This is a genomic window from Streptomyces sp. NBC_00104, from assembly GCF_045160825.1.
Taxonomy (GTDB): Bacteria; Actinomycetota; Actinomycetes; order Streptomycetales; family Streptomycetaceae; genus Streptomyces.
In genome coordinates this window covers 4,930,982-4,952,489 of the sequence record NZ_CP108215.1, presented here as the reverse complement: position 1 = coordinate 4,952,489, position 21,508 = coordinate 4,930,982, and the positions used below count along the sequence as shown (strand labels likewise).

Annotated in this window: 19 protein-coding genes and 2 pseudogenes; 9 read left to right on the top strand and 12 right to left on the bottom strand. The window is 69.5% G+C overall.

Annotated elements, in window-relative coordinates:
• Positions 1-113 precede the first annotated feature (113 nt).
• From OG272_RS21715 to OG272_RS21700, 4 genes and pseudogenes are all read left to right on the top strand, one after another.
• Positions 114-1,187 (top strand): hypothetical protein, encoded by a 1,074-nt coding sequence (locus tag OG272_RS21715; protein ID WP_405894544.1) that lies wholly within the window; start codon positions 114-116, stop codon positions 1,185-1,187.
• Positions 1,184-1,612, top strand: a pseudogene (locus OG272_RS21710) (ABA4-like family protein); the annotation flags it as partial. The gene OG272_RS21715 and the pseudogene OG272_RS21710, both read left to right, overlap by 4 nt.
• A 485-nt stretch (positions 1,613-2,097) precedes the next feature.
• Positions 2,098-4,227 carry a nitrate- and nitrite sensing domain-containing protein gene (locus tag OG272_RS21705; protein WP_405894543.1) on the top strand — a complete coding sequence of 710 codons (2,130 nt, stop codon included), beginning with the start codon at positions 2,098-2,100 and terminating at the stop codon, positions 4,225-4,227.
• Positions 4,224-4,643 (top strand): roadblock/LC7 domain-containing protein, encoded by a 420-nt coding sequence (locus tag OG272_RS21700; RefSeq protein WP_326582101.1) that lies wholly within the window; start codon positions 4,224-4,226, stop codon positions 4,641-4,643. The genes OG272_RS21705 and OG272_RS21700 overlap by 4 nt, the downstream gene beginning before the upstream one ends.
• Positions 4,644-4,838: 195 nt before the next feature.
• Here the strand turns inward: OG272_RS21700 and OG272_RS21695 are convergent, their stop codons facing one another.
• The 7 genes from OG272_RS21695 to OG272_RS21665 form a co-directional block, all read right to left on the bottom strand.
• Positions 4,839-5,351 carry a MarR family transcriptional regulator gene (locus OG272_RS21695; RefSeq protein WP_327729221.1) on the bottom strand — a complete coding sequence of 171 codons (513 nt, stop codon included), beginning with the start codon at positions 5,349-5,351 and terminating at the stop codon, positions 4,839-4,841.
• A gap of 54 nt (positions 5,352-5,405) precedes the next feature.
• Positions 5,406-6,443 carry a branched-chain amino acid ABC transporter permease gene (locus OG272_RS21690; protein ID WP_405894542.1) on the bottom strand — a complete coding sequence of 346 codons (1,038 nt, stop codon included), beginning with the start codon at positions 6,441-6,443 and terminating at the stop codon, positions 5,406-5,408.
• On the bottom strand, positions 6,440-7,312 hold the full coding sequence (locus OG272_RS21685) for a branched-chain amino acid ABC transporter permease (RefSeq protein WP_326582104.1): 873 nt from the start codon (positions 7,310-7,312) through the stop codon (positions 6,440-6,442). The genes OG272_RS21690 and OG272_RS21685 overlap by 4 nt, the downstream gene beginning before the upstream one ends.
• The gene (locus tag OG272_RS21680; protein WP_326582105.1) at positions 7,309-8,067 is read right to left on the bottom strand and encodes an ABC transporter ATP-binding protein; all 759 of its coding nucleotides are present in this window, start codon (positions 8,065-8,067) and stop codon (positions 7,309-7,311) included. Before OG272_RS21680 ends, OG272_RS21685 begins: the two co-directional genes overlap by 4 nt.
• Positions 8,064-8,834 (bottom strand): ABC transporter ATP-binding protein, encoded by a 771-nt coding sequence (locus tag OG272_RS21675; RefSeq protein ID WP_327729225.1) that lies wholly within the window; start codon positions 8,832-8,834, stop codon positions 8,064-8,066. Before OG272_RS21675 ends, OG272_RS21680 begins: the two co-directional genes overlap by 4 nt.
• A 4-nt stretch (positions 8,835-8,838) precedes the next feature.
• A complete protein-coding gene (locus OG272_RS21670) occupies positions 8,839-10,155 on the bottom strand; it encodes an ABC transporter substrate-binding protein (protein WP_326582107.1) in 1,317 nt (438 codons plus the stop codon).
• 970 nt (positions 10,156-11,125) lie between these two features.
• Positions 11,126-12,019 carry a phosphorothioated DNA-binding restriction endonuclease gene (locus OG272_RS21665; RefSeq protein ID WP_405894540.1) on the bottom strand — a complete coding sequence of 298 codons (894 nt, stop codon included), beginning with the start codon at positions 12,017-12,019 and terminating at the stop codon, positions 11,126-11,128.
• 370 nt (positions 12,020-12,389) lie between these two features.
• Here OG272_RS21665 and OG272_RS21660 point away from each other — a divergent pair, with 370 nt between their 5' ends.
• Positions 12,390-12,917: a hypothetical protein gene (locus OG272_RS21660; RefSeq protein ID WP_405894538.1), complete on the top strand. Its 528-nt coding sequence runs from the start codon at positions 12,390-12,392 to the stop codon at positions 12,915-12,917.
• A gap of 188 nt (positions 12,918-13,105) precedes the next feature.
• Here the strand turns inward: OG272_RS21660 and OG272_RS21655 are convergent, their stop codons facing one another.
• Positions 13,106-13,618 (bottom strand): ATP-binding protein, encoded by a 513-nt coding sequence (locus OG272_RS21655; RefSeq protein ID WP_327729229.1) that lies wholly within the window; start codon positions 13,616-13,618, stop codon positions 13,106-13,108.
• Between the two features lie 1,265 nt (positions 13,619-14,883).
• Positions 14,884-15,495, bottom strand: coding sequence for a DUF4232 domain-containing protein (locus tag OG272_RS21650; RefSeq protein ID WP_327729230.1), 612 nt, complete (start codon positions 15,493-15,495; stop codon positions 14,884-14,886).
• Between the two features lie 830 nt (positions 15,496-16,325).
• Here OG272_RS21650 and OG272_RS21645 point away from each other — a divergent pair.
• The 3 genes and pseudogenes from OG272_RS21645 to OG272_RS21635 all read left to right on the top strand — a co-directional run.
• Positions 16,326-17,606 (top strand): helix-turn-helix transcriptional regulator, encoded by a 1,281-nt coding sequence (locus OG272_RS21645; RefSeq protein ID WP_328223328.1) that lies wholly within the window; start codon positions 16,326-16,328, stop codon positions 17,604-17,606.
• A gap of 314 nt (positions 17,607-17,920) precedes the next feature.
• Positions 17,921-18,241: a type II toxin-antitoxin system RelE/ParE family toxin gene (locus OG272_RS21640; RefSeq protein ID WP_405894537.1), complete on the top strand. Its 321-nt coding sequence runs from the start codon at positions 17,921-17,923 to the stop codon at positions 18,239-18,241.
• A pseudogene (locus OG272_RS21635) lies at positions 18,241-18,408 on the top strand (transcriptional regulator); the annotation flags it as partial. The gene OG272_RS21640 and the pseudogene OG272_RS21635, both read left to right, overlap by 1 nt.
• Positions 18,409-18,565: 157 nt before the next feature.
• Here the strand turns inward: OG272_RS21635 and OG272_RS21630 are convergent.
• From OG272_RS21630 to OG272_RS21620, 3 genes are all read right to left on the bottom strand, one after another.
• A complete protein-coding gene (locus OG272_RS21630; RefSeq protein ID WP_327729232.1) occupies positions 18,566-19,132 on the bottom strand; it encodes a Uma2 family endonuclease in 567 nt (188 codons plus the stop codon).
• Between the two features lie 816 nt (positions 19,133-19,948).
• Positions 19,949-20,395: a hypothetical protein gene (locus tag OG272_RS21625; protein WP_328223327.1), complete on the bottom strand. Its 447-nt coding sequence runs from the start codon at positions 20,393-20,395 to the stop codon at positions 19,949-19,951.
• Positions 20,392-20,658, bottom strand: a complete 267-nt coding sequence (locus tag OG272_RS21620; protein ID WP_180685965.1) for a hypothetical protein — start codon at positions 20,656-20,658, stop codon at positions 20,392-20,394. Before OG272_RS21620 ends, OG272_RS21625 begins: the two co-directional genes overlap by 4 nt.
• A 635-nt stretch (positions 20,659-21,293) precedes the next feature.
• On the opposite strand from OG272_RS21620, the gene OG272_RS21615 reads away from it, so the two are divergent.
• Positions 21,294-21,467: a hypothetical protein gene (locus OG272_RS21615; protein WP_327729235.1), complete on the top strand. Its 174-nt coding sequence runs from the start codon at positions 21,294-21,296 to the stop codon at positions 21,465-21,467.
• Positions 21,468-21,508: the final 41 nt, after the last annotated feature.

Here is a 21,508-nt window from a genome sequence, read left to right as displayed (position 1 = left end):
TCGTTCCGCTGTCCCGGGCTTGCCAACCCTGTCTCCCATGATAGATAGTGCCGCTATCAGATAGTGGATAGTATCGCTATCCGCTTCGCTGGGGAGGATCGGAGGAGACAGGTATGCCCGTATGGCGTTCATGGCACCGGCCGTTGGTGGTGTTCTCGCTGTCGATGGTGGTTCTCGCCGTCGTGTCCGGGGTGGGGCTCGTCGTCGACGACCGACAGCTCGTGGGCTCACCGATCTGGTTCAAGCCCTTCAAGTTCTCGCTGTCGTTCGTGGTGTACGGACTGTCGCTGGCCTGGATGCTGTCGCTGCTGCCCACCCGCCGCGCACGGCGGGTGGGTTGGTGGGCGGGCGTGGTCGTCGCGATGGCGAGCGTCGTCGAGATGGTGATCATCACCGGGCAGGTGGTGCGCGGGAAGCGCAGCCACTTCAACCTCGAAACACCCTTCGACGAAGCGCTGTTCAACGCGATGGCCATCACCGTCGTCATCCTGTGGCTCGGCACCCTGGCCATCGCCGTCCTCCTGCTCCGCGCCAGGCTCGCCGACCGCGCGTCCGCCTGGGCGATGCGGTCCGGCGTCGTGCTCGCCCTCGCCGGAGCGGCGGTCGGCTTCCTGATGACACAGCCGGCGCCCGGCCAGCAGCGTGGGGTCTCCAGGGTGGTGGGCGCCCACAGTGTGGGCGTACCGGACGGCGGCCCCTCGATGCCGCTGACCGGCTGGTCGACCACCGGCGGCGATCTGCGGGTACCGCACTTCTTCGGCATGCACGCGCTGCAGTTGCTTCCGCTGGTGCTCATGGGGCTGGTGGCCCTGGCGCCGCGTCTGCCGCGACTGCGGGCCGAGCGGGTACGTCTGCGGCTGATCCTGGTCGCCGCGGCCGCCTACGCCGCCGTCTTCGCCCTGCTCACCTGGCAGGCGCTGCGCGGGCAGTCACTGACCCGCCCGGACGGGGCGACGTTGACGGCGGCGGGGCTGATCCTCGTCGGCGTCGCGGCTGGCGCGTACGGGGCACTGCGGACCGCGAGCCCAGAGCGGGCAGCAACGAGCCTTCCCGGGAGGGAAGTTGACCCGACCGAGCCTTCCGGCACCTCCGAGGCTTCCCCTACTTCCGAGCCGTCCACTGGCTCCGAGCCGTCCAGCGCTTCGGAGCCGTCCGGCGCTTCCGACACCAAGGAGCCTGTGGCATGACCGGTCTTCTCTTCGAGGTCTCCTTCTGGCTGGCCGCCCCGGTCTGGCTGCTCATGATCTTCGCGCCGGGGTGGGGCCCGACCGCCCGTATTGCCGCGTCGCCGCTGACAGTGGTGCCGGTACTGGCCGTCTATCTCGTGATGGCGCTGCCGGTCTTTCCGGAACTCTGGGAGGTGGTCACGAACCCGGACATCGACAACTTCCGCGCTCTGACGGTGCTCGCCAACGGCGCGGGCGCGATCTGGGCCCAGATCATCGCCTGGGACCTGCTGATCGGGCAGTGGATGTATCGCGAGGGGCGGCGGCTCGGGATCCATCCGCTGGTCATGGGGCCGCTGCTGGTCTTCACCATCCTGCTCTCGCCCTTCGCGCTGCTGCTCTTCCTGCCGCTGCGTGCAGCGAAGCAACGGCTGAAGGAAGCTCCGGAGAAGGGGCCGGAGAAGGAGCCGGAGAAGGGGCCGAAGGAACGGCCGGCAGCCAATGGCCGGGCGCCTGAGCCCAGTTCAGGCACGCTGCCCTCGGGGCGTGCCGGTCGGCCCCCGGCCGTACAGGAGCGGTAGAACGCGGCGCGGTCCGCTGCCGTCACCGCATCGGCGTCGTGGGCGGGGCACGGCGACGCCCTGTGTGTCACAGTCTCCCGGCCTGCGGTGTGAGGGCGGCGCAACTGAAGTTCCCACGGGCCTAACAGGCCGGAAACCGGCCGCTATGGCAGTCGGACTAGCTTCGTGACATGAGGGTGTCGACGTCATTTCGGCTGCTGCCCGGCAGGCTCAGCGGGCTCGGCGCAATCGCCAAGGGCCGTCTCGGCAGGGGCGGTTCAGGTCGCCGACGCGGCAGCCGAACGACTCCCGGCGACCGGCCACTGACCAACCGTCGGCCGCTGCCCGGCTGGCGCAGCATCAGAGGACGTGTGGCAGTGGTCATCACGGTCCCGATCTGCCTGCTGTTGGCGGTCGCCGGCCTGGCGATGTACGGCCGCGCCGAGGCCCTGGGCGACGCGCGGACGACTCGTGCCGAGGTCGGCCTCAGCCTGCGGGTCCAGGCGCTGGTGCACCAGCTGCAACGCGAACGCGGCCTGACCAACGGCCTGTTGGGCGGCGAGGAGAGCTTCCGCACGCCACTCGCCGCTACGCGCAAGCGCGTTGACACCGCGCTGCGCGGAATGCGCCACGAACCCGCCGTCGCGGATGTCATCCAGCGGCACTTGCGACGCCTCGCCACCATCCGTGCCGCAGTCGACAAGGACACCCCTGCCGACCAGGACACCCCTGCAGACAAGGGCACCCCTGCCGGCGGGGACACCGCCGGCACGACCTACAGGGTCACCGTCGGCACGGACACCGCCGACCGGACCGCCACCCTCGCCTTCTACACCACCGCCGTCGACGCTCTCAACGCCGTCGACCCGGTGACGGAGACCGCGACGCGCGCCGACCGTCAACTGCGCGACGGCTTGGCGGCGTTGCAGGAACTGGCCGCGGCCAAGGAGTCCGTCGCTCTCGAACGCGGTCTCCTCAACGGCGTGTTCGCCGAGGGAGCCTTCCACGGCCGCGAGTACCTCACCTTCACCGAGGTGCGCGCCACGCGCGTCGCCGCCCTCACCCGTTTCCGCCAGGTCGCCACCGCGCCCCAGCGCGCCGCCCTGAAGAAGGCCTTCGGCACCAAGGACGCCCAACGCGCCACCGCCTACGAGAATCAGGCGGAGGGCGCCGCCGACGGCACCGCGCTGCGCGCCGACGTCGGCACGTGGTGGGACGCGATGACCGTACTCGTCGACGATCTGTACGCCGTCCAGCAGTCGGTCGGTGACGACGTACGGGACCGGGCCGACCGGCTCAGTGACGAGGCGGAACTGGGCCTCGCCGCCTACCTCGTCGCGGGAACACTCATGGCCGCTCTCGTCGCGGGCCTCGCCGCCTTCGCCTCACGGTCCCTCACCCGTCCGCTCGGCGCACTCGCCGCGGCCGCCCACGACGTGGCGCGCCACCGGCTGCCCGCGACCGTCGCCCGTATCCAGCAGCCCCCGCAGTACCCATCCGCGCAGTACCAATCCGCGAAAGACCAATCCTCGAAGTACCCATCCGCGCAGGACCAAGGGGAGATCCTCCCGTCGGCGGAGGTCCCGGACGCCGCCGAGGCACAGTTGTTGGGTGGCGCGGCGGAGATCGCCGAGGTCGCGGCGTCCCTGCGCCAGGTGGAACGCACCGCCCTCCACCTGGCTGCCCAGCAGGCCGGCCTGCGCCGCAACACCACCGAATCGCTCGCCAATCTCGGCCGCCGCAACCAGAACCTCGTGCGTCGCCAACTCAGCCTCATCACCCGTCTGGAACGGCAGGAACTCGACCCGGATGCCCTCGCCGAGCTCTTCGAGCTCGACCACCTCGCCACCCGTATGCGGCGCAACGCCGAAAGCCTGCTGGTCCTGGCCGGGCAGAATCCGCCGCGGCCCACGACGGCACCCGCCGACGGTCTGGAAGTCGTTCAGTCCGCGGTCGCCGAGGTGGAGCAGTACCGGCGGGTCCTGATCGCGGCGGTGGAGCCGGTGCGGGTGCGCGGGCACGCCGTCGCGGACGTCGCCCACCTCCTCGCCGAACTCGTCGAGAACGGGCTGAACTTCTCACCTCCGACCGAACCGGTCGAGGTGCACGGCTGGTACGACACCCAGGACGACACCTACTGCTTCGCCGTCGTCGACCACGGCATCGGCATGTCCGAAGCCGACAAGGAACGTGCGCGCGCTCGTCTCTCCGAATCCGGCGAGGAAGCCCTTCTCGCCGCACCCACCCGGTTCCTCGGCCACCTCGTCGTCGGCCGGCTCGTCCACCGCCTCGGTGAAGGCGCGCAGGTCCAGCTCTTCGACACCCCCGGCGGCGGGTTGTCCGCCCTCCTCGTCCTGCCCGGGCGCCTGCTCGCCCCGGCGCAGGACCGCTCCGCCACACCCCCACCCCCCGCCAGGCCCGCCGTTTCCGCCCTGCTCAACGGCTTCCGAGCAGGTGTCGCCCGTGCCGAGGCCAGAAGCACCCAAGGAGTGTCATCGTGACCACCGCCGTCCAGAGTTTCGGCTGGCTCATCTCGGAGTTCGTACGCACCACCGACGGTGTCATCGACGCCGTCGCCGTCTCCTCCGACGGCCTCCTCATGGCCGCCTCGGACGGCCTCGGCCGAGATCGTGCCGACCACCTCGCCGCCGTCGTCTCGGGCATCACCAGCCTCGCCCAGAACGCGGCGGCCACCCACGGCTTCCACGGCATGAAGCTCGTCATGATCGAAATGCTCGGCGGCTTCCTCATGGTCGGTCGCATCCGCGACGGCAGCTGCCTCGGCGTCCTCGCTCCCGAGGGATGTGACGTCGGCCTGGTCGGCTACGAAATGGCCGTCCTCGCCGACCGGGCCGGCGAACTGCTCACTCCACAGCTGATACGCGAACTCAATTCCACGCCCCTGGCGGCGGGATAGTCACAGCGCGTTCCGGCTACCCGCCCTACCCGCCCTACCCGCGCCGCCCCGGCACCGGGCAGCCACGTCGACACCAGCCCCGTGTCCGCGCTGCCTTCCGGGGGCAACGGGTCAAGCGGACCAGGCGTGGCCCTTCCCTCCCGTCCCCCTGGAGGGAAGGGCCACTGACCTCCTGCGCGGGCTGTGCCCCGGCCGTCAGCCGTGGTGCCACCCCGTCAAGGAGGCGAGGCCGTCCTCCAGGCCCTGACGGAACGCGGACCGCCGTTCCTCCGGCATGTCGAGAAGCAGCCGGTCCTCCAGCTTCTGCACCGCCGGCGCGCACGCCGTCAGCAGTTCCTCCCCCTCCCGGGTCAGCCGGGCTTCCATGATCCGCCGGTTTCCCGGGGCATGGGCGCGCTCGATCAGCCCGCGCTCCTCCAGCGCGCGCACCATCTCGTGCATCGTCTGGGGTCTGACGAAGGAGCGGCGGGCCAACTGGGCGGAGGAGAGCCCGCCTCGGTGCCGCAGCACGGTCAGGGCCGTGTACTGGAACGTGGTGAGCCCGTACGGCCGTAGGGCCTCGTCCATGAAGGAGCGGATGGCCAGTTCGAGTTGCTTGACGAGATAGATCGTCAGCGGGCCCTTGTGGCCCTCGGGGTCCGGATCGGCATCCGCACCCGGCCCCGGCCCCGGAGCCGACGCCGGATCCCGATCGGCTGCCTCCGCCATCGTGCGCACCTCTTGGTCGGTCGTCGGGAAGGTCGGGCGAGACCGTCGTCGAGGTCAGACGCCCGGTGTCTTCACCCGATAGCCGACAGGTAGGAGTTCAAGGTCACGTCGGCGAGCCACGGTACCCCACAGCCCATGGGGCATCCACAGCGTCATCCCGATGGCCAGGGCGCCGAGCCCGATCAGGTACCAGGTGCCTCCGGTGTCGCCGAACCAGTCCTGCACCAGGAAGAACACGATCGCCCCGATGACCGGTCCCTCGAAGGTGCCGAGGCCGCCGATGACCACCATGAAGATCATGTACGCGGACCAGTGGACCCCGAAGATGGAGTCCGGCTGCACCCGCAGGGTGTTGGCGAGGGTGAGTCCGCCGGCTGCGGCACCGCCCACCGCCGCCAGCACGAAGACCAGCCGTTTCGCCGAGGTGACCCGTACCCCGACGGAGGCCGCGCCCACCGGGTCGTCGCGGATCGCCTCCAGCGAAGCCCCCAGCCTGCTGCGCAGCAGCACGAACACGGCCAGCAGCAGCACACTCATCAGCGCCAGGGCGAGCCAGTACACCTGGGCCTGCCGCACCGCCGGATCGGTGGCCGACAGATCGGTGAGCGAGCGGCCGGAACCGCCGCCGAGCGAAGGCGTGTTCACGACGACCAGCCGGAAGAACTCCGCGATCGCCCACATACCGATGGCGAACTGTCCACCGGTGAGCCGGAACGCGAGCAGCGAGGTGGGTACGGCGACGGCACCCGCGAGCAGGGCCGCCAGGACGACCGCGAGAAAGGGGGTGACGCCTCGGTCGACGAAGAGGAAGACTCCGTACGCGCCGAGGCCGATGAAGCCCTGCTGGCCGACGGAGACCAGACCGGCGTAGCCCGCCAGCGCGTTCCACATGGCCGCGACGATGACGAGGACGAACAGGGTCGTCAGCTTCGCGGTCGCCTCGGGCGTGAAGACGAAGGGCGCGAACGCCAGCGCGAGCAGCAGGGCGGACAGGGCACCGGACGCCGTACGGGAGACGGGGGTCCACCGGTGGATGGTGGCGGTGGCGGTGACGGTGGCGGTTGCGGGGGCGACCGGTGGTGCGGTGGTCATGTGCGGCTCCTTCTCATGCCGAGCAGTCCCTGCGGACGGAAGGCCAGGACCGCGAGGAACACCACGTGTCCGGCCACGATGGAGAAGCGCGGATCCACCTGCGCGCCGACCGTCTGGGCGACGCCGAGGACCATGCCCCCGACGAGCGTCCCCCACAGCGAACCGAGCCCGCCGATCACGACGACCTCGAAGGCGAACAGCAGCTGGGTCGGCCCCATGGACGGGCTGAACGACGACCGCATCGCGAAGAACGCTCCCGCGAGACCCGCCGTGGCGACGGCGATGGCGGCGGCCCAGGCGTACACCCGGCGGCTGTCGATCCCGACCAGCTCGGCGGTGTCCGCGTCGGCGGCGGTGGCGCGGATCGCCCGGCCGATGCCCGTACGGGCCAGCAGCAGTTGCAGCCCGCCGAGCAGCGCGACCGCCACCGCCACGGTCAGCACACCGAGGTACGGGATGCTCACCGACGACCCGAGCTGGAGACCGGACGTGGACAGCGAGCCGACGTCCAGGGAGCGGGAGTCGGCGCTGAAGATCTCCAGCAGCACGTTCTGCAGCACGATCGCGAGGCCGAACGTGGCCAGCATCGACGACATCTCGCCGGTGCGCAGCGCCCTGCTGAGGATGCCCCGCTGCAACGCCACTCCGACCAGGCCCATCACGGGCAGGACCAGCAGTACCGCGAAGAACGGGCTGATGCCGACGGCGGCTGCCACCACCGCGACCAGGAACGCGCCGAGGACCGCGAGGTCCCCGTGGCTCAGGTTGACGGTCCGCATCACGCCGAACATCAGGGAGAGGCCGCAGGCGAAGAGCGCGTAGACACCGCCGAGCATGACGCCCTGCACGATGGCGTTGATCCAGTTCATGCCGGCTCCTCCTGCGCGGTTGCGGCCGTGGCGGCGCGGTCCGGGGCCGCCGCCCTGCCGAGTCCGAAGTACGCCTCGACCACCTGCTCACGGGTGACCTCGCCCGCGGGTTCGTCCAGGACGACGCGGCCTTCGAGCATGCACAGCACGCGCCGGGCCACCCCCAGGGCGCGGCCGAGGTCCTGCTCCACCAGCAGCACCGTCGTACCGCCGGAGAGGATCGTGCCGAGCGAGTCGTAGAGGGTGTCGACCACGATGGGCGCGAGGCCCAGCGAGACCTCGTCGAGCAGCAGCAGCCGGGGGTTGGTCATCAGCGCCCTGCCGATGGCCACGGCCTGCTGCTCGCCGCCCGAGAGGTTGCCCGCGCGCCGCTTCAGCAGTCCGTCGAGCAGCGGGAAGGCGGCCACGACGGCTGCCAGGTCCCACGGTCCGGGGCGCCGTACCCGGGACGCGACCAGCAGGTTCTCCTCCACGGTGAGGTCGGCGAAGAGCCGCCGTCCCTCCGGGACCAGCGCTATTCCGGCCGCGACACGGTCGTGGGCCCGCCGTGCCGTCACCTCCACACCGTCCAGGCCGATACGGCCCTCGGCCGGCCGGTGTGCTCCGGCGACGGCCCGCAGCAGGGTGGACTTTCCGGCACCGTTGGCCCCGACCACCGCCACGACCTCGCCCTCGTCCACGGCGAAGGAGACGTCGCGGACGGCGCGCAGCAGACCGTGCCGTACTTCGAGATTCTCGACCGACAGCAGACTCATGCCGCGCTCCCGAGGTAGGCCTCGACGACCCGGGGATCGGACATGACGGCGTCCGGTTCGCCCTCGGCCAGGACCCGGCCCTGCGCGAGACAGACCAGCCGGTCGATCACCCGCAGCAGCGCGTGGATGACATGCTCGATCCAGACGATGGCGATGCCGTCGGCGCGCAACTGCCGGATGGTGGCGATCAGTTCGTCCGTCTCGGCGTCGGTGAGGCCACCGGCGATCTCGTCCAGCAGCAGCACCTGCGGATCGGTCGCCAGCGCCCGCGCCATCTCCAGCCGCTTGCGTTCCAGCAGGGTGAGCGCGGCCGCGGGCCGGTTGGCCTGGCCGAGCATGCCGCAGCGCTCGAGTACGCCGAGCGCGTGCCGCTCCGCGGCCCGGCGCCGGTGCGAGCCGCCCTGCACCGACGCGACCAGCACGTTCTCGTAGGCCGTCATGCCGGTGAAGGGGCGCGGCACCTGATGGGAGCGCCCGATGCCGCTGCGGCATCGGCGGTCGACCTTCCAGCGGGTCACGTCCTGACCCTGGAAGGTGACGCGGCCCTCGGAGGGGGACTGGGCCCCGGAGAGGATGTCGAGCAGGGTCGTCTTTCCGGCGCCGTTCGGGCCGACGATGCCCAGGGCCTCGCCGGGGGCGAGGGTGAGGTCGATGCCTTCGAGGACGACCAGGCTGCCGAAGCGGCGGTGGATGCCGTTCGCGGTGAGCACCGGCGGGGCCGGGGCGGCCGCCGGGGCGGCCTCCCCTGTCCCCACGGTGTCGGTCACCGGCTCAGCGGAGGGGCTCAAGTTCGCCTCCGAGCGGGATGTCGCCGAAGGCGCCGTTGTCGACGATGACCGGCTCGACGGCGAACTTGCCGCCCCCCGTGGCCTTGCGCCACTGCGCCATGACCAGGGGCTCCGTGGACACGTTCTTCACCGGCCCGGACGTGAAGTCCAGCGGCCCGGCGACGGTGGTGAGCCTGGCCTTGCCGAGGGCGGCAGCCAGTTCCGCCCGGTCCTTGGGGTCGGAGGTCGCCTTCAGCGCGTGGGCCGCGACCTCGAAGAGCGCCATGTTGGACCCGATGACCTGGTTCCACTGCTTGCCCGTCGACTTCTCGTAGTCGTCGGCCAGTTGCCCGGCGGTCTGGTCGGTGAGGGTGGACGTGAACGGGAACTTCGGCGACCACCAGAAGCCGGCGCTGAGGCCGTGGCCGAGCGACCCGAGCGCCTCGATCTGGGAGGGGAGGAGACCCGTCTTGGCGATGGACGCGATGCGCGGCCGATAGCCCTGCTGCCGGGCCTGCTTCCAGAAGGTGGCGAAGTCGGGCGGCAGCGGGAAGGTGTTGAAGATCTCCGCGTCCGCCTTCTTGAACGCCGCGATCTGCGCCGAGTAGTCGTTCGTCCCGTCCTCGTACGCCCCCGGGTCGACGATCCTGAACCCGCTCTTCTTCAGCTGCGGCCCGAGCCCCTGCCGGATCGCCTTGCCGTCGGGGTCGTTGGGCCACATGACGCCGACCCGCCGGTTGGTCTCCACCCCGCCCTTCGTCCACAGGGAGGTGTACGCGGCATGGATCTCCGCGACGCCGATGAAGAAGTGGTAGGTGTACGTGAACGGCTTCTCGGGGGTGGCGCCGCGGCCGAAGTACCAGGCCTCCCACGGCACGGCAGTCGACAGACACGGGACCTTGGCCGCCTCGCACGCGTCGGCGACGGGGTTGACCGTCTCCGGCGTGGAGGTGACGAGCATCAGGTCGATCTTCTCGCTGTTGATCAGATCGGTCGCGACCTGCGCTGCGGTCTGCGGATTCGACTGACTGTCGCGGTCGACGATCTCGACCGAGTACTTCTTGCCGTCGATCTTCAGCCCGTCCTTGAAGGTGGCCCGCATCTTCTTCAGCAGATACGCGTTCGGCTCGCCGAAACCCGCGGCCGGGCCCGTACTGGGCGAGACATAGCCGATCCGGAGCACCGCGTCGGTCTGCGCCGAGGACGCCTTGATGCCACCGCAGGCGGTCAGCAGACCGCCTGCGGTGAACAGCCCCGCGGCACCGGCCGTTCCCCGGAGAACGGATCTTCGGGACAAATTGCCGTTCACGGGTGTGCTCATGGGTGCGCTCATGAATGCCTCCGGGCACGTCGAGGGAGCGGAACTGAGGGTGGTGAAGCTGCTGGGGGGAGCCGGAACGGGCGGCTGAGGCCGCTGGGGGAAGCCGGGGCCGGCAGCGGAGAGCGGTGGCGGGTTCCTTCGCGTCCCGGTAGGGCCGGGCGACCCGCCCGATATCAGGAACCCTGATGATGACCACGATGATGCACACGCCGACGCCGGATGACAAGGGTGTTGCCGAGACGTGTCGGACGCATCGTTCGGGGTGCCACCCCCCCCGCGTCTCGGAGGGGGAGAGGTTGCCGCAACAGCCTTGACGGGGCCCGCGCGGCAGGCGTAATTGTTTCTCAGGTTCCCTGATGTATCAGCGGGGCGGACCGCGCTCGACGCACGCCTCGGGCCCTCCACCCACTTCCCCACCGGCCCGCACGCGCGGCCCCGTCCACCGTCACACCCACACTCACAGCCGCACTCACACTCACACTCACACTCACACCCACAGCCTCGTCTGCAGACGAAGCCGAGGCCGTGGCCTCACGGCTGCGACCGGCGCGCGCCGCCCTGGCCACCCGGTAAGGGGGAGGCGTGCGAGCGCTGGACGCCCACGACTGCGGACGGCCTCGCCGGGCGCGCCACTCCGCACAGGTCGGAGGCAGTCCACCGGTGATCAAGGCCGCGTCGAAGGCCGAGGCGGGATCGAGGCCGAGCATCTCGCCGACCTCCGCCGGGCACACGGTGTCGGGACGCGGGAGTTCCTGCCTGCGGCACCCAGCGGCGGAGCTGCCCGCGTCCACACGGCCTTCCAGGATCACCGCTACCAGGTCGCGGATCCCGGTGGCCGACCTCTTCACCGCCTGCACGCCGTCGACCCCAGTCGTACGATCTGGCGCGACACCCCCCGGGGTCTACGCCCTCCACGCCGGTCGGCCACGTCCCTGATGCCGCTGCTGACCCACTGATCAGACATCAGACATCAGACATCAGTAGCCGGGCGTGGACTGCCGTGGAAGACCTGGCTGGTGTGCCAGTCGCGGTGGGCGGCTGCGACTGGGCGTGCGCCCGGCTGTGGGCCGACGAGCGGGCGGCCGGCGAGCGCTATGACATGTTCGCGGGCAGCGGGGCTGTGGCCGACGAAGCGTTGCGAGACCAGGATGCGGTGACTGTCGCCAACCCCGAGGACACCCTTGTCGAAGAGCTTGTGGTGCAGTGAGCACAGGCACAGCCCGTTCTCGATGTCGTCGGGTCCGTCGAACGCCCACCACCGCACATGCGCTGCCTCCAGCCCGACCGGCACCGCGCCGAGCCTGCCGTCGTAACCACAGAAGGCGCACCGGTACTCGTAGGCGGTCAGCACCAGTTCCCGCATCCGCCGGTCCCGCTGTCGTCTCACGGTCGAGAGGTGCTCGGTCTCGGTCGGCTCCAGCTCCAGGCCGACGGCTTCGCACAGTTCACTGTGAAGCGTGGGCGGGAAGTGCAGATCGAGCAGCGACCGCGCAATCCTGGCGAGCAGCTGCGGTTCGCGTCGCAACGCAGTCCTCAGATCCGGCGCGAGCTGCCCGGTGGCACCTGTCTCGCGGAGATCCCGCACCCCGGTCCCGGGACTGCCGGGCCCGCGATCGGTACGCACTTCCCACACACCGTCGCTGACCAGGTGGTGGAACGGATAGGCGGGCGTCGTCTTGTTCGGTGGCCCGTACTCGGTCAACAGCCGCTGGAGGTCTCCTTCCACCGCGGTGTAGCGCAGCCCGCCGTCGGCATCCTCCTGAAACCGGCCGAGGGCATACAGGAGCAGCAGCGGCTTGTGCGGAGCGCGTGTCCCGCTCCTGGTCCACTGCCTCAGCTTCGCGGTGCGCTCCAGCCAGTCCATGGCCCGTGATCGTAGTGACGTTCTGCCAAGTCCAAGAGGCGGAGTACGTGTGCTGCAGCGCAGGAACCCTCCCGCCCGCCGGACGGAGGGCCTCCTGGACTGGCGCTTTGCTGTGCCCCCGGCAGGATTCGAACTTCGACACCTGCTTTAGGGGAGGGGCTCGGGCGTCCCGCCGGTGACCTGCGGCTTTCTTGGCTGTGCCAGGAGGCAGTAACTCGCCCGCCAGTCGCCCTTGTCGACCCTTGCTGACTCCTGCATCCGGCACGGCTGTGGCACGCGGTGATGCGATCCTTTACCCGCCGCTCCGATCGTTGATCTTGTCGGTCCTGGTGCGGGATTCTGAGCAGAACGAACCGGAGGGAGACGTAACGTGGCTGTCCCGTGGGCACTCCTGATATCCACCGCTGGAGGCATCGCCGCCACCGTAGTGGGTGTCATCGCCGGTGGCATCGTGGGCCGGCGCAGCCAGAACCGTCAGTGGCTCCAGGAGGCACGAACCGCCGCCTACGAAAAGTTTCTCCAGGCCTTCGGAGCCGTGGAAATGGAGCTACGCGAAGCGTTCGTGGACAGACGCGCGCCTACCGTCGTCTGGGCGCCGTTCAATGCCGCTCTGCAATCGATGTCCCTCGTGGCAAGCCAGGAGGCCATGGCGGCGGCTGAGCAGATCTGCGACGTCGTCGAGAAGTTCACGATCCTGTTCCACGGCCGGCAGCCGGCGGATCTTGAGGAACTCCGGCCGATTCACAGCGGGTTGTACGAGGCACACGTGAGGTTCGTCAACGCGGCCCGCCGCTCGCTCGATCCCTCGCAGGAACATCTCGTCCGGGCACTTGGCGGACCGTCATCGTGGAACGGCGTCGAGTCCGCCTGGTCGCCCGGGCACGGGGCTCCCCGATAGACCGTCCTTCCTCATACTCCAGTCATAGATCGTGGTTTTCCGTGACTGAGCGCTTCAGTCGGCGAGTGAGCGGTTGAGTCAGCGAGTCGAACGACGCCGGCCGCCCGCGGAGACGCGTGTGCCGGCCTGCGGCAACACGACAGCGGCGCCGCAGGCCAGGCAGGACGCTCCCGGACGGGACAGCCGGGTCAGCTGTCGATGCACGAGGGCCAGTGGTCTTCCGCCCAATCCGGCCAGCCCGGCCAGCCCGCCGGTGGGGTGGGGATCTCGCCGCCGTCGAGTTCGGCGGCGTCAGGCACCTGGAACTGCTCCCGCCACTGGTCTACCTCGGTCTCGCTCATCGGGAACGTCTGATGCGGTGCCGTCGCCTGGCGGTGCGTGATGCGGGCGAGCTGGACGTCCTTGTCCACGGGCACGTAGACCACCTGGCATGCTGCCCCGACCGACCGTGCCAGCCAGCGCAGTGCCGATCGTTCATCGCGGCCCCAGAGCCCGTAGTCGAGCACGACGCTGGTCCCCAGCCGCAGCGCCTGCAGGGCGACCGAGATGAGCCGCCCTTCGAGCACCCAGCGCTTGCCGTCGGCCATCGGATCGCCGAACAGCGGGATCATCCAGTGATCTGGGGTCAGCCGCAGCGCCCGGTGCGTTGCGGCGAGCTCCTTGGCCCGGGTGGTTTTCCCGGCTCCGGGGAGCCCGACCATCAAGAGCAGGGTGGCGACACACGGGTCCCGCGTGACGATGGGGCCGGCCGCATGCGGGCACGGACACGGGCATGGGCACGGACATGGGCATGGGCATGGGCATGGGCATGGGCATGGGTTTTCGTACTGTGAATCGAAACGCTGCGACTGAGACATGACTCCCCTGATCAGGCAGGATGGCCCGGCAGCACAAGAGCAAGCGTGTGACTGCCGACAGGACACTGATCCGGCGGTACGTCAGCAAGGGGCCGCGGTACGGCAACCTCGGATACCGCCGCTAAGCGGCGGTACGGGTAGTCATGGCGGCGCAGCAGCACATGCCTGCACCATAGCCGAGCCGGACGTCGATCCGTCAGCCACCTTCGTGTCAAGCGAACCGGGCTCACCGCTCAGTCCTGCGGCGCCCTGAACGTTGCTCCGCCCATTCAAGCGCTCATCCGTCAACTGAAGTGCCCAGTCACCTTCACGACACCAACTCGGGTCGGCCGAGCCCCTGGCCCACCGCGACGGTGACGTCCTCCCCCGCTCTTGTCCCCTTGTCCCAAGGTTGTGGGCGGGCAGGCGGAAACCCGTAGCCCTGGTACCAGCAGCAGTACGCAGCCCGATGCACGCGGGGTATGCCGATGACCACAGCTTCGAACGGTGTGCCTCACCCGCCGCGCCCGTCGTCGCATCCGCCGCGGACCATCCGTGACAGCCGGGAGTCGCTGCCTGAGGACCAGCGTCGGCACTTCGACGCCGATGTCGTCGCCGAGCTCACGACCCGGGCGAAGCCCGACCCGCGTGTCCTGGCCTGGTTCCGGTCCACGGCCCGCCCCAACCGCTTCCAGAGGGTGATCACCGTGGCCGAGATCGAGGCCGACGTTGCCGCCGCCCCGGATCCCGTAAGGCAAGCTCGCTACGCACAAGCCCTCGCTGCGGTACGGCACGAATTCCGTGACCGCATCGCACCGACCGTCGACCGGGAGCGACCGCATCGCACCGACCGACGACCGGGAGCGACCGCCTACCTCACCATCCACAAGACGCTCAAGGCCGCCGGCACCAGCATCGCCCCACCGCACGGCCTGATCGCCGCCCCCGCCCTGGCCAACGGCGGGACCCGCCTCCCCTCGCGTCCTGGGCGGTCGAAGTGTCCCAGGGGCGGGTGCATGGTGGGCGGGGCGGCGTGGTGCTGCCGCGCCATCGGCCGACTTCGACCGGTGTTCAGTAGGCCCTGTGAGCGTTCTGGTCAGCCGCTGGGAGGCGGTTGCGATCGAGGTCCGTCACTTCGACATGATGAAATCCAGGGCGTAGCCGGGAGCAGTCGTCCAGTAGGTGACACGCTGGAAGTCGTTGGCGTACAGCGTGTCGACGGGCATGGGGACATCGATCGGCTTGCCCGCGCTGCTGCCGGGCTTACGGCCCTGGAGGCTGAGGGTGATGCTCTTCGCCTCGTACTCGTCCATGGGGCCGTTGACGAGCAGAGCGGCATATCCCTCCTCACCCGGAGCGAGGGTGACGGGCACGCCCGGGTTCGGGTCGCTCTCCTTGATCACGGGGGCTGTGGTCCGACCGTTGCCGAGCCGCACGAGGGGGTAGCGGTAGAGGTTGCACTTCTTGTCGCCGGCGTTCTGGACGGTGAGGAGGAGGTGCCTGGCGTCCTTGCTGTCCGCGGGCTCCGTCACGGCGGACACCCCGAGGACCTTCTGGGAACAGGCGGCGATGGTGCTCTTGGCGCCGCTGCCGCCCGAGCGGTGCGTCACCGCGTCACTGGCCTTCCCGCCGGTCGTTCGCGGTCCGGTGGTGGAGGCCTGTGCCGACACACCACACCCGAGAGCCAGGACGAGACCCGCGGCCACGGCCACACGGTGGGCCGCAAGGGACTTCACGTTCATATGCGTGTTCCTTTTCTGATCGGTATGAGGTCGCGTGCCGGGCTGTCGCCGCCACACCACCCGCCTCCTTCTCGTACCGCGGTGGCGGGGGCGAAGGTGGTCGGGCGTCCCATTGAGCGTCCGAGCCCTGCACCCGGGTGCCCAAAGAGACGGGTGTCTCCGTGGACGGGTGAGTCCGGGGGCGTGGCGCTGCCGTGCGGTCGGCCGCTGCAGCCGGTGCGACAGCCATAGCGTCAAATGCCGCATGGGGCTGGGACAACGGCTGCTCCCGACCTGCAACAGTGGGACGATCCCACCCCCGACAACCTGCGGAGACAAGGAAGCCTGGGATGTCTGTCCGGGATGGGAACCCACTGAGGCCGGCGTCCGGACACCTGGGGGACTCGACCCGCGCCCGCCGCCTTGGCCGACGACGGTGCAAACGGCCCTGCCCCAGAGCCCGCGCAGCGGTGGTGACCCCGGAGGGCAGAGGCGATCGGGCAACAAGGGTCGAGCAGCCCGCTACCAAGTCGTGTGCGTCGACGCCCCGGACCGTCCCCGACCGACCATCCCCGACCATCCCCGACCGTCCCCGACCCACTCCTCCAGGCCGCGCAGCTCACCGGTGGGAAGCGGTGATCCGATGCGGTGTGCGGGCCCGGCCGGCGGCGGCGCGGAAGGCGACGCCCCCGGCGCCGCGGGTGAGGGTGGTCCCGAGGAGAGGGACGGCGCCAACCTGCAACCATCCCAGCCTTATTGACGTGCAGGTATGGGGAGTGCCGGGAATGGCGTCCGGGATCAGGACATGACGGGACGGCACAGGCCGACGGATGGATGCGGGTACGGACCACATGGATGCAATCCACGACGACATAGCGGAGTTCGCGCTGCTGCTGACACGTCTGAAGGACCGTACGGACCGCAGCTACGCGGCGCTGGCCCGCCGGCTGGACATGAATGCCTCCACACTGCACCGCTACTGCGCCGGTGAGGCGGTGCCCATGGACTTCACCAGGATCGAGCGGTTCGCGGCACACTGCGGAGCCTCCCCCGAGGAACGCGTGGAGTTGCACCGCCGGTGGATCCTGGCAGTCGCGGCACGGCAACGCCCACGCCCGTCCGATGCCCGGCGGGCACCGACGCCCCACGACCCCACGAGCACCATGGCATCGGCCGCATCCGCCAGCCACAGCAGCCCGGCGGACAAGGCACCCGAGTCGGCCCCACCGGCCGACCCACGCCCGGGGCCGAACTCACCGGCCGACCGGCGGCCCCATGCCTGGCGCCCTCGACGACGGCCCGTGCGATCAATAGCGGTGGCGGCCTCGCTCGCCCTTGCGCTCGCCGGCCTCACCGCATCCGCTGCCGAACCCCCCTCCGGCGGCGGTGGGGCGTCGGCCTCCGCCCGCACCACACCGGAACCCTCAGCGCCGGCCACGCCCAGCGACGGCAGCCCGCAGAAGAACCGGGCGAGCGCCGACACGGTCCCGCTCACCTGGACGGCCAACTCCCAGCTGTGGCAGCTCGAATGCGACCACAACTACGTCATCGCCAAGCCACCGCAAGAGGTCCCACCGCCGCCGAACCCGGCGGACGCCGCGGTGTGGGCCGCGTCCCAGGAGGCGGTGCACGGGCGCACCACCAATCTGCGGATCTCGGTCCAGGGACGCGGCTCCGCCGCCGTCGTCCTGGAAGCACTGCATGTGCGCGTGGTCAACCACACCACCCCCGCCTCCCGCCGGGGCATCGCCTACTCCACGTATGAAGGCTGCGGCACCATCCTCGTCCCCCGCTACTTCTCCGTGAACCTCGACGCGCACCGCCCCCTGGCCCGTTCGATGCCCGGCAACGACCCGGACAGACCGACTCCCGCGATCGACTTCCCCTACCAGGTGTCCCTGCGGGAGCCGGAGGTCCTGATGGTCTCCGCGAGCACCGAGTCCTGCACCTGCGACTGGTACCTCGAACTCGACTGGTCCTCACAGGGCCGAAGCGGCACGGTGCGCATCGACGACCACGGCCGCCCGTTCCGCACCACCAGCATCAAGGGGCTGCCGCAATACTGGTACCGCAACCCGGGTGGATGGGTCCCCATGACCGCTGCCAACGACCAGGCGGAAAGCGGCGGCTGACGAAGCAACAGTCCGCACAGCCCGTCCGACGGCAGGACAGGAGGGGGCCGGGGGCCCGGCCATCCCCGCCGTCGACGGGAGCCGGGCGGGGCCGGGGCAGGGAGTGGTGCCGCGCACTGCGTGAGTCTGTTCGGCTTCAGGTCCCGCAGCGCGCAAGCCACCGTATGGTGTCAAGGCCTACCGACTCCCGCGGGCCCTGATGAACACGGCCGTGGACGACGAGCTGATGCGGCGCAACTCTTGCCGCGTCAAGGGGGCGGACCGCTACGACGTGTCCGAGCGGCCGATCCTCACGGTCGCAGTGGTCTTTGCCGTTGCCGATTCCACCACTCCGCCTCTATCGACGGGCCGAGGACAAGACGGACCGACTGCTGGACGAGCCGACGTCCCTCGGCGAGCCGTACTCGCGGCACTTGGGCGGCAAGCTACGTGAGCTCCGCTTCGAGTTGGACGGCGAAGCCGTACGCATCCCGTACTGGCTCGCGCCAGGACAACGGATCGTACTGCTGACGGTCTTCCGTGAGACGAGGATGCGTGAAGCGGCGGAAGTCGAGCGGGCGCACCAGGCTCAGAAGGTTTGCGAGGCCGAGCATGGCCATGCCCAGCACACGTACGAGCGGCGCAAGGAGAGCTGATGAATCACAGCACCTGGAGGACACGCCGGGCTCGGCGGCTTGCGGGCGAGGCGGTGGAGTACGACCAGGAGTACGTGGACGCGCGGCTGGCCGGCGATCTCCGGCAGGCGGTCCACAACCGTCGGGTCGAGCTCGGCCTGTCCCAGGCGGAGCTGACAGAGGGGGCCTCGAATCCTTGCCGGGTGGTGCCTGGTGCTGCCACGCGGTGCTGATTCCCCTGGTCAGAACCGCACGGCGAGCCACTTGATCCGGCTGATGCCGCCCTGTATCGGGCCGTCCGTTCACGCATCGCTCACGCGCCGCCGACTGCTGAGCAGCGCGTGGTCAGATCTGGCCGAGGTCGATCTCCACCGGGAAGGGGGCCGCTACCTTGAGGACGCCGGTGAACACGTCTCCGTCCCGGTAGGTCTTCGTCGCGGGGTCGAGAACGTAGGTGTACACGAGAGGAACGCCTGTCGCGGCTTGCTCGATCCGCCAGTAGAAGGCGATGCCTGCCTTGGCGTACTGGTCGACCTTCACGATCCGGTCGGTGGTCTCCGAGCCCGGCGACACCACCTCCGCGACCATCAGCACGTGCTCAGGACGGGTGGGGGTGATGTCGATCGTGTCTGCGCGGTACACGACGACGTCCGGGCGGCGATTGGTGAGCGGGACGTCCTGAAGCCGGACGTCGAAGTCGGTGTCGGCGTTCCACTCCGGGCCCGCGGCGGCATCCAGGGCGTTCGCCAGAATCCGGGCCAGCCGGTTGTGCCGCTTGGACGCACTCGGACTCACGACGACCATCCCGTCCACGATCTCGATACCGGCGCACTGCTCCTCGGACCAGGACTCGTACTCCTCCGCGGTGATCTGCTCATGCATCCACGCCGGGGCCATCATCTCGGCCGTCATGAAGCACCTCCCGGACACTGTGCTGCGGGCCCGATCCCGCTGGATTCAGCGTACTGTCCGCCATCCGTCCGGCACGCTGATCTCGCTCACGCCCCCTTCCCGTCGCCGGCATCCGACCAGCGAGCCCACGACAGTGAGGAACCAGCGTGGTGGACCCGTCACCAGGGGTCGGAAATCTTCGTCATGGTGCCGCGACGCCGCCCCGCGCGGCTGGCGCCGACCTGAAGGACGTCCAGGAGTTGCTCGCCACTCCTCGATCACCATCACAGCCGACACGTACACGAGCCTGTTTCCCGAAGCCGACCTGGCGATAGCCGTGGCCGTGGCCCAACTCGTACCGCGCGCACGCGCTGTCTCGGGGATCATGGCCCCTGAAGCGGAGGCTCAGCCCAACAACAGGGAGAATCCCGGCCCGGACTCCGTGCCGAATGATGCTGATCGGTTGGGAGAAATTCGGGAGATCAACTCCCCATCTGCTCCGCAAACGGCCCCGGACGAGACGTCCGAGGCCGGATATAACCCCTCCCTGGGGGGATAAACCCCAGGTCAGGGCGATAACGCGTTGTGCCCCCGGCAGGATTCGAACCTGCGACACCCGCTTTAGGAGATTTCCCTGGACGGGGCTGTGGCCTGCGGAAATATCGACTACAGCGTGTCTGGCCCGGGGAAACGCTCCGCAATTCTCACGTCTTCGCGGTGCTTCCCGTTCCTGTGTGTGCTGCATACGTGCTGGTGGATGCTGTCCGACGAGGGCACCGGTTGCTCAGGGGAGCTGGCGAGTGGCCGGAGTGAGGTACAGGCGGCGTCTCGTCATCGTCAGACCTTCTCGACTCGCACGGCGTGTCCCGCGAGGAGTTGATTCATGTCGTCGGTGTCGGAGGTGAAGACGGTTGCCTGAGCTCCCTGCACGGCTTCCCGCCCGGCCACAGCCGCCAGAATGGCGTCAATGGCGTACTTGTGCCCATGCAGGCCGGCTGCTTTCAGCATGTCGCGCGCCATGGCGATCACCTGGTCGTCCGTGTGCACGATGCGGATCCGGGACAGCGTCCAGTTCCACAGTGCCTGCCTCGACGTTTCGCGAGGGTCCCACGCCTCCAAGGTCGTGAGCGCCGAGGTGACGATCGGGATGTCCAGCCGCGGAGCCGTCTTGATCAGCGCAGCCATCTCCCGATCGCCCTGAACCGCCTTGGAGAGAGCCTCGGAGTCGAACACGAAGACTCGCTGTCGCGGCCGGTGCAGCTTCGCTCGGGCGGTGCGGCTCACGCAGCCTCATCCGAGTGTGATCGCTGCTCGTCATGCCAGCCGTCAATGGCGGCGATGCGGTCCAGCGCTGCCTGCTGCTCGTCGTCCGTCACGGCGCCGTGCTCTTCTTCGAGACGTTCGGCCAACTCGCGCAGTCGGTCCATGGCGTCCTGATGAGCGGCGGCGGCCGCGATGTAGCCGGACACCCCGCGCGCGTCGACGCGCTCCTTGATCGATTCCACCAGCTCTTCCGGCACGGTGATGGTGATCTTCCGAGTTGCCATACTTCAAGTATGCCAGATCCGATCTCGTCCGGCGCAGCTTGGCCTCCTCGGGGTCCTCACCTGCCCGGGCCGCCCTCCCGACGGATACCGCGCAGGTCTGCGAGAGGCGCGTCTGGGGTTCGCATGGGCATGTGGACTCTTTGTGGACTCCAGACGTGAGGAAAGGCCCCCGTTCGAATGGAACGAGGGGCCTCGCCTGATCACCCTCACGCGGCATGGAGGCAAGGACCAGCGTGTGACGGCTCGTCTCGCGCCGTCCGCTCACGCATCGCTCACGCGTGTGGCGCCTGTAAATGTGTGATGTTGTCTACGTATCAGCCTGAACCGCCCTGGGCCCGTATGTCGACGACACCGAGGGGCGAGGCAGCCGCGAGTCTGTCCGGCGCCAGCTGGGACGGTCGGCTGGGCGATGCCCTGAAGCCCCCGGCGACCCGGTGGATGGACCACCAGTGCGAAGCTCTGCACACCACCTACCGCGACCTCGGTCGGAAGACGTGGGACACATGGTCCGCGTACACAGGTGCTGAGCGCGTCACACGGCGACGTTCAACGGCGCGCACGCCGACATCCGTGCCGCTTTCGGCTGACGCACGCGCAGCCGACGTCGAACCGTCCCAACCAACGGGGTCACCACCGTGACGATCACCTACGCGCAGCTCGACCACCTCAACCTGTCCCGCCTCGACCACGCCCTCACCGCGTGGAAAGAGGTGGTGCGGAAGATGAAGGAGGAGCCGACCGGTCTCCGATGCGCCGTGGGCGCTGTTGTCTGCTGTCACACACGCCACAGGCCGCTGCCGGGCCTGTAATGCTCAGGAAATGCCGTAGACATCGGGACGACGATGCGGCG